Source organism: Pseudomonas sp. FP2309 (assembly GCF_030687575.1).
Taxonomy (GTDB): Bacteria; Pseudomonadota; Gammaproteobacteria; order Pseudomonadales; family Pseudomonadaceae; genus Aquipseudomonas.
The window spans coordinates 1,211,679-1,225,893 of the sequence record NZ_CP117439.1; the positions used below are offsets into that span (position 1 = coordinate 1,211,679).

The window sequence follows — 14,215 nt, forward strand, 5'->3', positions numbered from 1 at the left end:
GTGTGCTCATAGTGGCTTGCCCGCCCATTCGCCGGTCAGGGTCTGGAGAAACAGGATGATCAGGTCTTTGTCTTCCTGGGAGGGGTTGCGTCCCAACTGGTACTTGAACATCACATCGACGGCTTCAGCCAGGGTCTTTGCCGAGGCATCGTGGAAATACGGCGCAGTGACGGCCACATTGCGCAGGCTCGGCACCTTGAACACATGGCGGTCGTCCTCATCCTTGGTCAGCAGGTAGCGCCCGAGGTCCGATTCGACTTCATTGCCGCGCGCCTTGAAGTAGTCGCCCATGACGCCGAATTTCTGGAACATATTGCCGCCGATGTTGATGCCCTGGTGACAGGCGATGCAGCCGTAATCCTTGAAGCGCTGGTAGCCGTATTTTTCCTGGATCGTGAGGATGTCGGTATTGCCCGAGAGGTATTGGTCGAAGCGCGAGTTTGGTGTGAGCAGCGTGCGCTCATAGGTCGCCAGGGCGTTTTGCACATTGGCTGCGGTGACACCGTCGGGGTAGGCCTCGCTGAAGGCGCGCTGGTAGAGGGGCAGGTCGGTGAGGTTTCGCACCACGGTGTGCCAGTCGCTGCCCATTTCCACCGGACTGATGACCACGTGCTCGATCTGCTTTTCCAGGGTCTCTGCGCGGCCGTCCCAGAACTGCTTGAAGTTCAGGCTGGCGTTGAACACCGACGGCGTATTGATCTGCACCGGCTTGCCGTCGACGCCGAGGGAGAAGGGTTTGTCGTCGGCGCCGCCCGTTGCCAGGCGATGGCAACTGGCGCAGGACAAGGTGTTATTGGCCGACAGGCGCGGCTCATTGAACAACTTGCGGCCCAGCTCGACCTTGGCCGCATCCAACGCCGGAACCGCCGGCAAGGGTTTGAGCGCCTCGTTCAGCGGTGCGGCGATCAGCGGTTGACCGAGCCCCAAGGCGAGGACCAGGCCGAAAGCGTAAATTGAGACGTCACTCAAGCGAGCACTCCTTGCTGGCGGGTGGGCTATAGACGGGTTATCGGCATGGCGCAGCCCACCTGCAGCAGTTGGGCGAAATCTTTTGCCGGTACGGCCTTGCTGAACAGAAACCCCTGGCCCTCCTCGCAGTTCTGGGCTCTGAGGAAATCCAGCTGCTCGGCGGTTTCCACGCCCTCGGCGATAATCGTGAGTTCGAGGCTCTTGCCCATGCCGATAATTGCGCTGATCAACTGGGCGTCCTGACTGTTGGCGTTCAGCCCGCGCACAAAGGACTGGTCGATTTTCAGCACATCGATCGGGAAGCGTCGCAGGTAGCTGAGGCTTGAGTAGCCTGTGCCGAAATCATCCAGGGCCAGGCGTATGCCCATGGCCTTGACCCTCTGCAGCGTTTCGACGGTCTCGTCGACGTTCTGCATCAGCACGCTTTCGGTGATTTCCAGCTCCAGCTGGGCGGGTGGCAGACCGGTTTGCTTAAGGATCGCTGTCAGCTTGTCGACAAAGTCCCGTTGACGAAAGTCGATGGCCGAGATGTTGACCGACACACACAGTGTCGGCAGGCCCATGACACGCCAGATCTGTGCCTGCTCACAGGCATGGCGCAGCACCCACTGGGTCAACGGCACGATCAGCCCGCTGTCTTCAGCCACGGGAATGAAATCGGCCGGGCTCACCCAACCCACGCGCGGCCGGAACCAGCGTATCAGCGCCTCGGCACCGACGATTTTTCCGGATTTGAGCTCCAGTTTGGGCTGGTAATGCAGCACGAACTCATTACGCTCCAGGGCATGGCGGATAGCACTTTCCAGGTTTTGCTGGTGTTGGGCGCGCAAGTTCATGTCGTGGGTATAAAAACTGAAGCCGTCCGGGCCGCGCTCTTTACTGGTGTGCATGGCGGTTTCCGCGTGCTTGATCAACTCCACCGCGGTACCGCTGTCGTTGGGGCAAATACTGATGCCCAGGCTGGCGGTGATGCTCAGGTCATGCCCCGCGACATGCCGGGTGGCGCTGATGGCCTTGAGCAGTTTGTGGGCGATGTGTTGGGTTTGCTGGGGGTGTTGCACATCGTTGAGCAGCACCACGAACTCGTCGGAGCCATAGCGAAACACCGAGTCGGACTCACGTACCGCCGCCGTCAGGCTCTGGCTGACCTGTTGCAGCACGTCGTCCCCCGCCGGGTAGCCCAATGCGTTGTTGACGCGTTTAAAGCGGTCGAGGCCGATAAACATCACTGCCAGCTGGGTGTCATGGCGCCGGCCCAGGGCAATTGCCTGGGTCAGCCGATCGCCCAGCAGCGTGCTGTTGGGCAACTGGGTGAGGGCGTCGTATTGCAGCAGGTGCGAGACCTTGAGCAGCTCCTGCACACGTTCTTCGATGGTGCGCTCAAGGTTAATGACCTTGAGCGCGGCGTCCTGGGCGAGCTGCCACTTCCAGGTCAGGGCGCTGGCCATCTGGCGGATTTCCAACGGGTCGAAGGGCTTTTTCAGGATCAGCAACTGGTCGTTGTATTTCAACCTGGCTTCGATGGCTTCGAAGGAGTAGTCCGAATAGGCGGTGCATAGCGCGATTTGCAGGTTGGGGTCGACGTTCCACAGCGCTTCGATGGTTTGCAGGCCATCCCAGCCGGGCGGCATGCGCATGTCGATAAACACCAGTGCATAGGGCGCGTTGGCGGCCAGTGCCTGGTTCACCAGGGCGAGGGCTTCCTGGCCCTGGTAGGCGGAGTCAAGTACGAATGCTTGGCGCGGCGGGGCAGCGGTGGCGCCGAACAGGGTGGCTTCGAGGCTGTCCAGTGACGGTGCGCCCGCAGTATCGGCGCCCAGGATCTTGCGGAAGTCCTCATGGATAGACGCCGTGTCATCGACGATCAGGATCCGACGGTTGGCCCGCGTTGAATCCGGGTTCATGGCGCGCCTCCCAACAGCAAAAGGTCCGACGGCATCACGACTCCTTCCCTGGTTCGACCTCAGGGCGAGGGCGCTGAGCGGTTATGACAGCATAGCTGAGCTCCCTTGAAATCGTCGGCCAGTTGGCGTCAAATCAACCCCGCGCCAAAAGCGAGGGAAGACGGCTTGGCACAAGGGAGCGATTCAGCTCAACTCAGTTCAATGTGAAGGCGCAGCAAGCATGGATGAACCACTCGCGACGAAACCCACTGTCCTGTTGGTCGACGATGAAGAGTCGATTCTCAACAGCCTGCGCCGTCTGTTGCGCGGCCAGCCCTTTGATGTGGTGCTGGCCGGCGGCGGTGCCCAGGCCCTGGAGATCATGGCCGCCCAGCCCATCGACCTGGTGATGAGCGACGCGCGCATGCCCGGCATGGATGGCGCGCAGTTGCTGGCCGAGGTCCATCGGCTGTATCCCGCCACCAGCCGCATTCTGCTCACCGGTTACGCCGACCTGCCGACGATCATCAAGGCGATCAACGAAGGGCAGATCCACCGTTATATCGCCAAGCCCTGGAACGACGACGAACTCAAGCTGATCCTGCAACAGGCCCTGGAACACCAGCGTCTGGAACGCCTGACCCACGAACAGAACGATCAGCTCAAGCTGTTGAACGCTACCCTGGAAAAGCGCGTGGCGGCGCGCACCAGTGAGCTGCAACAGACCGCCGACATGCTCGATCTGGCCTACGACGAGCTCAAACGCAGCTACGTGACCGGTACCGAGGTGTTTTCGCTGCTGGCCAACCTGCGCCTGCCCAAAGCGAAACAGACCAACCGCCCGTTGATCGAGTTGGTGCGCGTGTATTGCGCTGCCCAGGGTATCGACGAAGCCAGTTCGCGCGACCTGGCCATGGCGGCCGCGTTGTACAACATCGGCAAGCTGAGCTGGAGCGACAGTATGTTGGTCGAGCCGGCCGACAAGCTGCACAGCACCGATCGCGAACGCTATCGTGGCTACCCGACCCAGAGCGAATCGCTGTTGATGACTCTGGAACCGATGAAGGATGCGGCGCGCATTATTCGCCATCACCAGGAGCGCTGGGATGGCAGCGGGTTCCCCGACCACCTCAAGGGCGACGCGATTCCGTTCGGTTCACGCCTGCTGAAACTGGCAGTGGATTTCATCGAGTTGCAGAAAGGCTTGATTCTCGAACGGCATTTGAACAGTGATGAAGCGCTGTTATACATCCGTAAATACGCCGGGCGCCTGTACGACCCGGAACTGATCGATGACTTCGTCCAGGCCTGTGCGGCGTTTCTCAGTGATGTGACCCTGGGCGACCCTACCGTCAAAGTGTTGAGCACCCGTGAGCTGGCCGATGGCATGGTCCTGGCGCGCAACCTCAACGCCGATAACGGCATGTTGCTGCTTAACGCCGGCAAGGTGTTGAACCTGCCACTGGTGGACAAGCTGATCGCGTTCGAAGCGATGGAAGGCGCCAAGTACAGCGTCTTTATCAAGGAACCGGACGAGGCGTGAGCCGTGCTCCCTTATTGTTCAATTGAAGTCTTTTACTCGATGCCCATGACTATCCGTATCGCCGCTGCACTGCTTATCAATGGCGCCGGCCAGACCCTGCTGGTGCGCAAGCGCGGCACTCAGGCGTTTATGCAACCGGGCGGCAAGATCGACGCCGGCGAACAACCTGCGCAGGCTCTGGCCCGCGAACTGTACGAAGAGCTGAACCTGCAGGTTGACCCTGAGCACGCCGTTTACCTGGGCCAGTTTTCGGCACCGGCGGCCAATGAGCCAGGGTTTACCGTGCACGCCGAGTTGTTCAAGGTTCAGGTCGACGTGCAGGTGAGCCCCGCCGCCGAGATCGAAGAGATACGCTGGATCGACCCGACGGGTGATGGCGGCCTGCATTTGGCGCCGCTGACGCGTGACCTGATCCTGCCGTTCTATCGCTCGTCCCTGGCGATCCCGGCCTGATGCTCATACGCGGGTTGGCGGCCAGTGACGCGCAGGCGTATCGGGCATTGATGCTGGAGGCGTATGGGGTGTACCCGCAAGCCTTCACCTCCAGCGTGGCCGAGCGCGCGTCATTGCCCTTGAGCTGGTGGGAAAAGCGCCTGGACAACCCGCTGGACCGACTGCTCGGCGCATTTGCCGGTGATCAACTGACGGGCATTGTCGGCCTGGCCTTCGAGCCACGGGAAAAGGCCCGGCACAAGGTGACGTTGTTCGGCATGTACGTGAACGCGGCCTATCAGCAACAAGGCCTGGGCCGTCGGTTGGTGGAGGCGGCGCTCGCGGATGCGCGCCAGCACCCGCGCCTCAAGGTCATTCAACTGACCGTCACCGCCGGCAACGACGCTGCGTTCGCGTTGTACCAGCGCTGCGGTTTTATCCAATATGGCCTGGAGCCTTTGGCCGTGCGGGTCGGCATTGAGTATTTCGACAAGATCCACATGTGGCGCGAACTCAAGGGCGACTGAGAGTGCGCCACGCAAGCGGGGCGCGAAAAATCAGCGCACCGCACTCACGCCATCCAGGGTCGAGAACGACGTGTCTTTGGCCGTGAGCAAAAAGTCGCGCATATATGGCGCATCCAGCATGTCCGCGCGGATCCCCGCATACAGGGTCGCAAACAACCCTTTCTCACCCAGGCGCTTGGCTTTCACGTAGCCGCGCGAGCTGTATTCATGCAGCGCCCAATGGGGCATGCCACACACGCCACGACCGCTGGCCACCAGTTGCATCATCATCACTGTGAGTTCCGAGGTGCGCACCTGGGCCGGTTCCACGTCGGCGGGTTCCAGGAAACGGGTGAAAATGTCCAGGCGGTCACGCTCCACCGGGTAAGTGATCAGGGTTTCGGTCAGCAGGTCTTCGGGCACGATGTAGGATTTGTTCGCCAGCGCATGCTGATTGGCCACGGCCAGCATGGCTTCGTAGGTGAACAGCGGCACATAGGTGATGCCCGGCAGCTCCAGCGGGTCGGAGGTCACCACCAGGTCCAGGTCACCACGGGCCAGCGCCGGCAGGGGGGCGAAAGCGAAACCTGAGGCCAGGTCCAGCTCGACCTCGGGCCAGGCGTCACGGAACTGGTCGATGGTCGGCATCAGCCACTGAAAGCAACTGTGGCACTCGATGGCCATGTGCAAACGCCCTGCGGTGCCGCCGGCCAACCGTGCAATATCGCGCTCGGCGCCGCGCAGCAAGGGCAGGGTGGCGTCGGCCAGTTGCAGCAGGCGCAACCCGGCGCTGGTAAAGCGCAGCGGCTTGGTCTTGCGCACGAACAACGGCATGCCCAGGCGTTCTTCCAGCTCTTTGAACTGATGGGACAGTGCCGATTGCGTCAGGTGCAGACGCTCGGCGGCTTCCACTAGGCTGTCGGACTCACGCAGCGCGTGCAGGGTCTTGAGGTGACGGATTTCGAGCACGGGCTCTCCATGAAGACAATTTGTGAAGAATTCGAATGGCGTGAGTTTGTCTCATGTTGCAAAGCCTGTCGACAGTGACCACCCGGCACTCTTCATCAAACTGTCATGGAACTGTGGCAGCGCGCTTGAACAAACTTCATCAGACTCGCGCTCTACTGGGGTTCTGCGTTTCGGTGTTTTTCATGCGCGTGTTGCTTTTACTGGCCGCTTTCTTGTTCGGCCTGCCGTCTTTTGCGGCTTCTCGATGTGATGTCAATGTCCCGACCCAAACGGTCGACCTGGAAACGGTGAGCATCGCCTACCAGAGTATCGGCCGTGCCTCCGACCCCGCCTTGCTGCTGGTGATGGGCCTGGGCGGGCAGTTGATCCATTGGCCGGACGAAGTGGTCGTTGCGTTGTGCCAGCAAGGCTTTCGGGTGATTCGCTACGACAACCGTGACGTGGGCCTGTCCACCTGGCGTCAGGCCCCGGCCAACGCCAACCTCACGTTTGAAGTGCTGCGCTACAAACTCGGTTTGCCGGTGGCGGCACCCTATACCCTGACCGATATGGCGGACGACGCGCTCGGGCTGATGGACGCGTTGCAGGTCCGGCAGTTCCACGTCCTGGGTGCGAGCATGGGCGGCATGATCGCCCAGCACCTGGCGGCCATGGCGCCGCAGCGGGTGGAGAGCCTGACCCTGATCATGACCAGCTCCGGTGCCGAAGGCCTGCCGGCGCCGAACGCGGCGCTGGTCCAGTTGCTGTCGCGGCGCGGCGCGCCCAACCGTGAAGTGGCCTTGGAACAACAGGCCGACTTGCTGGCCGCATTGGGCAGCCCGAATGTGAAGGACGACCGCCAGGCCTTGCTGCACCAGGCGGCGCTGTCCTACGACCGCGCCTTCAACCCCGAAGGCGTGAAACGTCAGATCATGGCGATCCTTGCCGAGCCGAGCCGCGTGCCCTTGCTGAACCAGTTGCGCGTGCCGACGCTGGTCGTGCACGGCACCGCCGACCCGTTGTTGCCGGTGATGCATGGCGTGCACTTGGCGGCGCATATCCAGGGCAGCCAATTGAAGCTGATTCCCGGCATGGCCCATCGTTTCCAGGAAGCTTTCAAGGCGCCGCTGCTGACCGCGGTGCTGCCGTACCTGCAAGCCCATCGCGAAGACACGGCCCATTGGGCGCAGATTGATCAGGTGGCGCCTGCGAAGCTGTTGTGAGGTGGTGTATCGTGCAGCCTTTGCGGCGTATTACTGCTAACGAGGTTGCCTGTCATGAGTACTCCCCTGAAAATCGATTTCGTCAGCGACGTGTCGTGCCCCTGGTGCATTATCGGCCTGCGTGGCCTGACCGAAGCCCTCGACCAACTGGGTGCCGAGGTGCAGGCCGAGATCCATTTCCAGCCGTTCGAACTGAACCCGAACATGCCCGCCATCGGTCAGAATATCGTCGAACACATCACTGAAAAGTACGGATCGAGCGCCGAAGAGTCCCAGGCCACCCGTGCGCGCATCCGCGACATGGGCGCGGCGCTGGGATTTGCCTTTCGCACTGACGGACAAAGCCGTATCTACAACACCTTCGATGCCCACCGCCTGCTGCATTGGGCCGGTTTGGAGGGCTTGCAGTACAACCTCAAGGAAGCGCTGTTCAAGGCTTACTTCAGCGATGGCCAGGACCCCTCCGACCACGCCACCCTGGCGATGATCGCCGAGGGCGTGGGCCTGGACATCAAGCGCGCCGCCGAAATTCTCGCCAGCGATGAATACGCCGCTCAAGTGCGTGAGCAAGAGCAGCTGTGGGTCTCCCGTGGCGTGAGTTCGGTGCCGACCATTGTGTTCAACGATCAGTACGCCGTGAGCGGCGGCCAGCCGGCCGAAGCGTTTGTCGGTGCGATTCGTCAGATCATCAACGAAGCGAAATCCTGACCCCGCTCACACACTGCCCCCTCATCGTCCCCAAGCAACCCCTGGCCCGGCCCTTGCATTGACCCCCTAAAGCCCATCCGGTCTGCGGATGGGCGCTGCCATTAGGGGTGAAACATTACCTTGAATATCCTTGATCTCGACCACAGCCTCACGGCTCAGGCGCCGATTGCGCGGCGCTTGGCCAGTGGCCGTGCCACCCGCATCGACCTGTTGGACCTGGGCCCCAAATTGCGCCTGTGGTCCACCGAGAAAACCTGGAAGCGCTTCGCCGAGCGCCTGGCCAAACGGCCACGGCCCACGGACGCGCGGCCGGAAATCCTGTTTGTCGGCTCCGGCGATTATCACCATCTCACGCCTGCGTTCCTCGCCGACCTCAAAGAGCCCATCAGCCTGATCCACTTCGATAACCACCCGGACTGGGTGCGCTTTGCGCCCAAGCGCCACTGTGGCTCGTGGGTCAACCGCGCGCTGAAAATGCCGGCGATCAAACGCATCGTCACGCTCGGGCCATGCAGCGACGATCTGCATAACCCGCAACTGCGCGGCGGCAACCTGAGTGCCCTCAAGCGCGGGCATTTGCAGCTGTTTCCGTGGCAGCACCCGCCGTCGAAAGTGTGGGGAAGGGTCGGCGATGGCGCCGGTCACCAGCAGCAGGAAAACTACCTGCACTGGCGCAATCTGGCGGAGTTGGACTGGACGGCGTTTCTTGAGCAGATGATCACCAGCCTGCCTACCGAGGCGATCTGGATCACTGTCGACAAAGACGTCCTGGCCAGCGAAGACGCGGCCACCAATTGGGACCAGGGCGGTATGCGCCTGAGCCATCTGCTGCAAGCCCTGCGGGCGTTGGCGGCGCGCAAGCGCATCATCGGCATCGATGTGTGCGGCGAGTTCGCCGCGCCGGCGTTCAGCAACGCCTTCAAACGCTGGGAAGCCAAGTCCGACCAGCCGCCGCCGGAGCGCTGGAACCCTGAAGATTTGCAGCGCAATGCCGCCACCAATGAAGCCTTGATCGAGCTGTTTGAGGAGCTGTTCCCGTGAGCCTGACCGTGGTGTTGCTGGTGGCGTTTTCCATCGTGCTCGATGTGATCGGCCAGTTGTGTTTCAAGCTCGGCCTGGACCGCTTGCCTGAACTGGACGGTGGCTTTCGCCTGAGTGCGTTCTGGGGCCAGGTGTTCAATGCGCCGTTGTTGTGGGCGGGTATCGGGGCCTACGTCATCGAGTTTTTCGTCTGGCTCGAAGCCTTGTCCCGTGCGCCGTTGAGCCTGTTGTTTCCGGCTGCGGCGCTGGCCTATTGCGGGGTGGTGCTGGTGGGCAAAGTGGTGCTGGGGGAAACCGTCAGCCGGCGTCGCTGGCTGGGTACGTTGGTGATTACCCTTGGCGTGATGTTGGTGGCAATTGCAGGGAGTCAGGCATGAAGACGCAAACGATCAATGCGGGTTGGTTGCATGAGCGCCTGGGTACCGTGGTGCTGTGGGCCTTGCTGATCTGTACCGAGAGCGCCGGGCAGTTGTTCACCAAGGTGGCCGGTGACCAGGTGGGGCAGATGGATTTCGGCTGGTCATGGCTGGCCGATGTGGCGCATAACCCGGCGATCCTGGCGGCGATTGCCTGCTATATCGGGGCTTTCTTCGTGTGGATGCTGATCCTGCGGCGCAGCAGTCTGTCCCTGGCGTTTCCGCTCAGTTCGCTGGTGTTCGTGGTGGTGCTGCTGGGGTCGTGGCTGGGGCTGGGGGAACATATCAGCGCGCTGCACTGGGTGGGAGTCGCGGTGATTATTGGCGGGATTGCGCTGTTGGCCGAAGGTGAAGAGAACTGACCGACTGGATCGTTCCCACTTCGCGTGGGAATGCCTCTTGTGACGCTCTGCGTCACGCTTTGGGACGCGGAGCGTCCACTGGCTGCATTCCCACGCGGAGCGTGGGAACGATCAGGACCCGTGTGAGTTAGTCGAAGGTGTAGCTGATCGCCGTCTGCACCTGGCCCTGGTTCACGTCACCGGCCTGTTTGACGATGCTGCTGTTCGCCGCCGAGCCCACCAGATGCACCCAGCTGGCACTGGTCAGCAACGACCAGTGGGGTGCCAGGGGCAACTGGAAACTCTGGCTCAGCGTCACGTTCTGAAACCCGCCGCTGGCGTTGTAGGGCTTGAAACCGGTGGCGGCCGCCTCGTGGTCATCCACCCCGAAAAACGTCTGGGTCTGGCGTGCATCGGCAAAATGCGCCACCAGGCCGCTGCTGCCGATGACGCCGCCGCCCAGCGGGTAGCCCAGCTCGCCGCCGATTTTGCCCAGCGCACCGCTCTGCGCGTGACCACCGCCGACCGCCTGGCCCAGCTGTGCATAGACGCGCCAGAAGTCAGCCGGAGCGTACTGGATAAACCCCCCGACCTCGGCCATGTCCGACACATTGCGCAGCCCCTGCAATGAGCCGTTGGAGGTGCGGCCCTGCAGGTAATTGATGTACGGCCCGGCGCTCAAGCCGTGGGTGTTCAGCGCGCTCCACGCCAAGCCGTCGTCGGTGCCCAGGCTCACAGCACCCCAGTCCAGATCGAGATAGGGCACCGGCCGGGTTTCATAGCGGCTGCCGGTCGGGTCATGAGGTTGGTAGCTGACGCCTGCGCCGACGTCGCCGGTGATGCCTTGGGCCTGCGCGGTGAGGCTCAGTAAGCCGGCCAGTGCAGCGCATGTGATCCGCAACATGGTCACAGTTCCTTGAGTGAATACACGCGCATGAACGCGCAAACCGGCGCGCCTGTGCAAGCACTCATCTTGTTTGTAGCAAGCTACAAAAATTGTAGCTGTTGCGACACAAAACCCCTGGGCGCATCGAGAAAAACCCCGGCCACGCTGGGCTTGCGCCAATTGGCACAGTCCCTGCTCTAGCCCTGTTGAACGCGCAGACAGCGCACTCCTTCAGGGTAACCGCAATGATTGACTGGCATATCGTGTGCGACTTCGACGGGACCATCACCCCCACCGACGTCATCGACAACGTCCTCCAACGCTTCGCCGCGCCGGAGTGGGAAACCATCGAACAGCAATGGTTGGATGGGCACATCGGTTCCCGCGAATGCCTGAGCCGCCAGCTGTCGCTGATCAAGGCTACGCCCGCCGAGCTGCTGGCGTACTTCGACAGTGTTGAGATCGACCCGGACTTCCCGGACTTCGTCGATCATGTGATCGGCCTGGGCGCCTCCCTCGAGGTCGTCAGCGACGGCATCGAGCAAGGCATCGCGCGGATTCTGTCGCGCAACTACGTGAGCCTGTTGCCGATCCTCGCCAACCGCCTGCGTCAGGTTGACCAGAACAGCTGGCGCATCGACTTCCCTTATTCAAGCGATGCCTGCCGCGCTGCGTCGGGCAACTGCAAGTGCAAATCCACCCCGCGCAACAAGCGCGTGTTGGTGATCGGTGACGGCAAGTCCGACATGTGCGTGGCCTCAACCGCCGACTTTGTATTCGCCAAGGGCAGCCTCGCCGAGTACTGCGTCGCCCACAGCATTCCCCATGCGCGTTTCGACAGCTTTGCCCAATTGCCGGCGTTGCTCGCGCAACTGCCGCACAGCATTGCTGCCAACGCCACCTCCTTTACGACTGCTGACCTCTCTATTGAAAATCAGGAACTCTTCCATCATGTCTGATATCCGCATCGCTACTGCCGAAGACCAGATCCTTCTGGATAAAGAAGCCAAATATTGCTCCTACGGCGACACCGTCCACTACATCGAGCCGCCGCGTATTTTCAGCCGTTGCGAAGGCTCCTATGTGTGGGACACCGAAGACCAGGCCTACCTCGACCTGCAAATGTGGTACTCGGCCGTCAACTTCGGCTACGCCAACCCGCGCCTGAACAACGCGCTGAAACAGCAGATCGACACCCTGCCGCAAATCGCCAGCCAGTACCTGCACAAGGGCAAGATCGAGCTGTCGGAAATGATCGCGGTGGACGCCAAGAACAAATTCGGCCTCGACGGCCGCGTGCACTTCAACGTCGGCGGCTCGCAATCCATCGAGGACTCACTGAAAGTGGTGCGCAACGCCACCAACGGCAAGAGCCTGATGTTCGCCTTCGAAGGCGGTTACCACGGGCGCACCCTCGGCGCGTCGTCGATCACGTCCAGCTACCGCTACCGTCGTCGTTACGGCCACTTCGGCGAGCGCGCGCAGTTCATCCCGTTCCCGTATCACTTCCGTGGCCCCAAAGGCATGACGAAAGAGGAATACGGCAGCCACTGCGTGCAGCAATTCGCCCGCCTGTTCGAGACCGAATACAACGGCGTGTGGGACCCGAAAGTCGGTCAGAGCGAATACGCCGCGTTTTACGTAGAGCCGATCCAGGGCACGGGCGGTTATGTCATCCCGCCGATGAACTTTTATCGCGAGCTCAAGCATGTGCTCGATCAGCACGGCATCCTGATGGTGTCCGACGAAATCCAGATGGGCTTCTACCGCACCGGCAAGCTGTGGTCGATCGAACACTTCGATGTGCAGCCGGATGTGATCGTGTTCGGCAAGGCGCTGACCAACGGCCTCAACCCACTGGGCGGGATCTGGGCCCGTGAAGAGTTGATCAACCCGAAGATCTTCCCGCCAGGCTCCACCCACTCCACCTTCGCGTCCAACCCGTTGGGCACGGCGGTCGGCCTGGAAATGTTCAAGATGACCAACGAAGTCGACTACGGCGCGATGGTCATGGCCAAGGGCAAATACTTCCTGGAAGGCCTGCAGGACCTGCAAAAACGCTTCCCGATCATTGGCGACGTCGACGGCCTGGGCCTGGCGCTGCGCTGCGAAATCTGTGGCCCGGATGGCTTCACGCCGGACAAGGCGACCCTGGACTATATGGTCGAGGAAGGCATGAAGGGCGACATGCTGGTGGACGGGCGCAAACTCGGGCTGATCCTCGACGTGGGCGGCTACTACAAGAACGTGATCACCCTGGCGCCGTCCCTGGAAATCAGCTACCCGGAGATAGAATTGGGGCTCAAGCTGCTCGAGCAACTGCTGGTGCGAGCGACCACACGGTGAACAGCGCTGAGATCGACCTCGGTGAAGGTGATGCCGGCTTCGTTCTCGGTGACGGTCCGGTCGGGATCCTGTTGATCCACGGCCTGACCGGCACCCCGACTGAACTGCGCCAGGTCGCCAAAGGCCTGGCGAAGGTGGGCAATTGCTCGGTGTACGTGCCCACGCTGGCCGGGCATTGCGGCGACAACAGCGACCTGCAAGCCACTGGCTGGCGGGACTGGTACGAAGGCGTGCGCAAGACCTTCGTGCAGATCAAGCGGCGCCACGGGCAGGTGTTTGTCGGCGGGTTGTCCATGGGGGCGGTGATGTCGATGTACTTGGCGTCCGAGCATCCGGGGCAGGTCGCGGGGTTGTTGTTGTATTCGACCACCCTGAAGTACGACGGTTGGAGCATCAGCAAGATGGCGTTCATCACGCCGCTGCTGATCCGCATTCCGTTCGGCGTGCGCTTGTTCCGTTTCACCGAGAAGCCGCCCTACGGCATCAAGAATGAACGCCTGCGGGCCATCGTCGAGCGCCAGATGAAAGAGGGCGAGAGCAGCGAGGCCGGCTTGCTGACCATGGAAGGCGTCACCGTGCGCGAGTTGCACTGGATGAACGCGGTGGTCAAAAAGCGCATGCCGCAAATAAAGGTTCCGGCCCTGGTGCTGCACTCCATCGAGGACGACATCACCAGTCGTTGGAACGCCGACTACGTGGAACGCCACCTCGGCGGGCCGGTGACCAAGATCCTGTTGGACAACTGCTACCACATGATCACCGTCGACTTGCAATACCGACGGGTGATTGAACTGAGTGCCGAGTTCATCAGCCGGCAAGTGTCATGCAGTGAGCAGGGCTGTAATGAGCAGGGCTGTGGTGCTGAGCAGGCTTGTCCCGCGCTGGGCTGCGAAGCCGCCCCAAAACCTGCCATCGCGGTGTAGCTGGAGAAACTCATTGCCGGAATAGGGCTGCTGCGCAGCCCTGCTCACCA

Annotated in this window: 15 protein-coding genes; 11 read left to right on the top strand and 4 right to left on the bottom strand. The window is 61.6% G+C overall.

The genetic code is table 11. The annotated features are described in order from the left end of the window. Nucleotides 1-6: 6 nt before the first annotated feature. Together PSH59_RS05380 and PSH59_RS05385 are read right to left on the bottom strand one after the other, a co-directional pair. Nucleotides 7-969: a cytochrome-c peroxidase gene (locus tag PSH59_RS05380; RefSeq protein ID WP_305394492.1), complete on the bottom strand. Its 963-nt coding sequence runs from the start codon at nt 967-969 to the stop codon at nt 7-9. Nucleotides 970-995: 26 nt separating this feature from the next. Beyond that, on the bottom strand, nt 996-2,873 hold the full coding sequence (locus tag PSH59_RS05385; RefSeq protein WP_248075611.1) for a bifunctional diguanylate cyclase/phosphodiesterase: 1,878 nt from the start codon (nt 2,871-2,873) through the stop codon (nt 996-998). Nucleotides 2,874-3,093: 220 nt separating this feature from the next. Between PSH59_RS05385 and PSH59_RS05390 the strand changes: the two genes are divergently transcribed. Genes PSH59_RS05390 through PSH59_RS05400 form a run of 3 tightly spaced genes read left to right on the top strand, consistent with a single transcriptional unit; the run spans nt 3,094 to nt 5,354 of the window. Further along, a complete protein-coding gene (locus tag PSH59_RS05390) occupies nt 3,094-4,395 on the top strand; it encodes an HD domain-containing phosphohydrolase (RefSeq protein ID WP_248075615.1) in 1,302 nt (433 codons plus the stop codon). A gap of 39 nt (nt 4,396-4,434) precedes the next feature. Next, on the top strand, nt 4,435-4,848 hold the full coding sequence (locus tag PSH59_RS05395; protein ID WP_248075619.1) for an NUDIX domain-containing protein: 414 nt from the start codon (nt 4,435-4,437) through the stop codon (nt 4,846-4,848). Then, on the top strand, nt 4,848-5,354 hold the full coding sequence (locus PSH59_RS05400; protein WP_248075620.1) for a GNAT family N-acetyltransferase: 507 nt from the start codon (nt 4,848-4,850) through the stop codon (nt 5,352-5,354). Before PSH59_RS05395 ends, PSH59_RS05400 begins: the two co-directional genes overlap by 1 nt. A gap of 30 nt (nt 5,355-5,384) precedes the next feature. On the opposite strand, the gene metR is transcribed toward PSH59_RS05400, so the two are convergent. After that, complete coding sequence (metR, locus tag PSH59_RS05405) at nt 5,385-6,302, bottom strand: LysR family transcriptional regulator (RefSeq protein ID WP_248075621.1); 918 nt, start codon at nt 6,300-6,302, stop codon at nt 5,385-5,387. A 182-nt stretch (nt 6,303-6,484) separates the two neighbouring features. Here metR and PSH59_RS05410 point away from each other — a divergent pair, with 182 nt between their 5' ends. From PSH59_RS05410 to PSH59_RS05430, 5 genes are all read left to right on the top strand, one after another. Then, the gene (locus PSH59_RS05410) at nt 6,485-7,504 is read left to right on the top strand and encodes an alpha/beta fold hydrolase (RefSeq protein WP_305394493.1); all 1,020 of its coding nucleotides are present in this window, start codon (nt 6,485-6,487) and stop codon (nt 7,502-7,504) included. Nucleotides 7,505-7,558: 54 nt separating this feature from the next. After that, a complete protein-coding gene (locus PSH59_RS05415) occupies nt 7,559-8,212 on the top strand; it encodes a DsbA family oxidoreductase (protein ID WP_305394494.1) in 654 nt (217 codons plus the stop codon). Nucleotides 8,213-8,332: 120 nt separating this feature from the next. Next, nucleotides 8,333-9,253, top strand: coding sequence for an arginase family protein (locus PSH59_RS05420; RefSeq protein ID WP_248075624.1), 921 nt, complete (start codon nt 8,333-8,335; stop codon nt 9,251-9,253). Beyond that, a complete protein-coding gene (locus PSH59_RS05425) occupies nt 9,250-9,630 on the top strand; it encodes a transporter (RefSeq protein ID WP_248075626.1) in 381 nt (126 codons plus the stop codon). Before PSH59_RS05420 ends, PSH59_RS05425 begins: the two co-directional genes overlap by 4 nt. Beyond that, complete coding sequence (locus PSH59_RS05430; protein ID WP_305394495.1) at nt 9,627-10,031, top strand: EamA family transporter; 405 nt, start codon at nt 9,627-9,629, stop codon at nt 10,029-10,031. The genes PSH59_RS05425 and PSH59_RS05430 overlap by 4 nt, the downstream gene beginning before the upstream one ends. Before the next feature lie 127 nt (nt 10,032-10,158). Here PSH59_RS05430 and PSH59_RS05435 read toward each other — a convergent pair whose 3' ends face one another. Next, the gene (locus tag PSH59_RS05435; protein WP_305394496.1) at nt 10,159-10,914 is read right to left on the bottom strand and encodes a MipA/OmpV family protein; all 756 of its coding nucleotides are present in this window, start codon (nt 10,912-10,914) and stop codon (nt 10,159-10,161) included. Between the two features lie 227 nt (nt 10,915-11,141). On the opposite strand from PSH59_RS05435, the gene PSH59_RS05440 reads away from it, so the two are divergent. Genes PSH59_RS05440 through PSH59_RS05450 form a run of 3 tightly spaced genes read left to right on the top strand, consistent with a single transcriptional unit; the run spans nt 11,142 to nt 14,165 of the window. Then, entirely contained in the window at nt 11,142-11,855 is a 714-nt protein-coding gene (locus PSH59_RS05440) for an MtnX-like HAD-IB family phosphatase (RefSeq protein WP_248075640.1), read from the top strand. After that, nucleotides 11,848-13,242, top strand: coding sequence for an aspartate aminotransferase family protein (locus PSH59_RS05445; protein WP_248075642.1), 1,395 nt, complete (start codon nt 11,848-11,850; stop codon nt 13,240-13,242). Before PSH59_RS05440 ends, PSH59_RS05445 begins: the two co-directional genes overlap by 8 nt. After that, nucleotides 13,239-14,165: a carboxylesterase gene (locus PSH59_RS05450; RefSeq protein WP_305394497.1), complete on the top strand. Its 927-nt coding sequence runs from the start codon at nt 13,239-13,241 to the stop codon at nt 14,163-14,165. The genes PSH59_RS05445 and PSH59_RS05450 overlap by 4 nt, the downstream gene beginning before the upstream one ends. Nucleotides 14,166-14,215: the final 50 nt, after the last annotated feature.

Excerpts from the sequence above, each read along its gene's own strand:
- PSH59_RS05385 (WP_248075611.1), bottom strand. The coding sequence starts at position 2,873 with ATGAACCCGGATTCAACGCGGGCCAACCGTCGGATCCTGATCGTCGAT.
- PSH59_RS05390 (WP_248075615.1), top strand. The coding sequence starts at position 3,094 with ATGGATGAACCACTCGCGACGAAACCCACTGTCCTGTTGGTCGACGAT.
- PSH59_RS05395 (WP_248075619.1), top strand. The coding sequence starts at position 4,435 with ATGCCCATGACTATCCGTATCGCCGCTGCACTGCTTATCAATGGCGCC.
- PSH59_RS05400 (WP_248075620.1), top strand. The coding sequence starts at position 4,848 with ATGCTCATACGCGGGTTGGCGGCCAGTGACGCGCAGGCGTATCGGGCA.
- PSH59_RS05410 (WP_305394493.1), top strand. The coding sequence starts at position 6,485 with ATGCGCGTGTTGCTTTTACTGGCCGCTTTCTTGTTCGGCCTGCCGTCT.
- PSH59_RS05415 (WP_305394494.1), top strand. The coding sequence starts at position 7,559 with ATGAGTACTCCCCTGAAAATCGATTTCGTCAGCGACGTGTCGTGCCCC.
- PSH59_RS05430 (WP_305394495.1), top strand. The coding sequence starts at position 9,627 with ATGAAGACGCAAACGATCAATGCGGGTTGGTTGCATGAGCGCCTGGGT.
- PSH59_RS05435 (WP_305394496.1), bottom strand. The coding sequence starts at position 10,914 with ATGTTGCGGATCACATGCGCTGCACTGGCCGGCTTACTGAGCCTCACC.
- PSH59_RS05440 (WP_248075640.1), top strand. The coding sequence starts at position 11,142 with ATGATTGACTGGCATATCGTGTGCGACTTCGACGGGACCATCACCCCC.
- PSH59_RS05445 (WP_248075642.1), top strand. The coding sequence starts at position 11,848 with ATGTCTGATATCCGCATCGCTACTGCCGAAGACCAGATCCTTCTGGAT.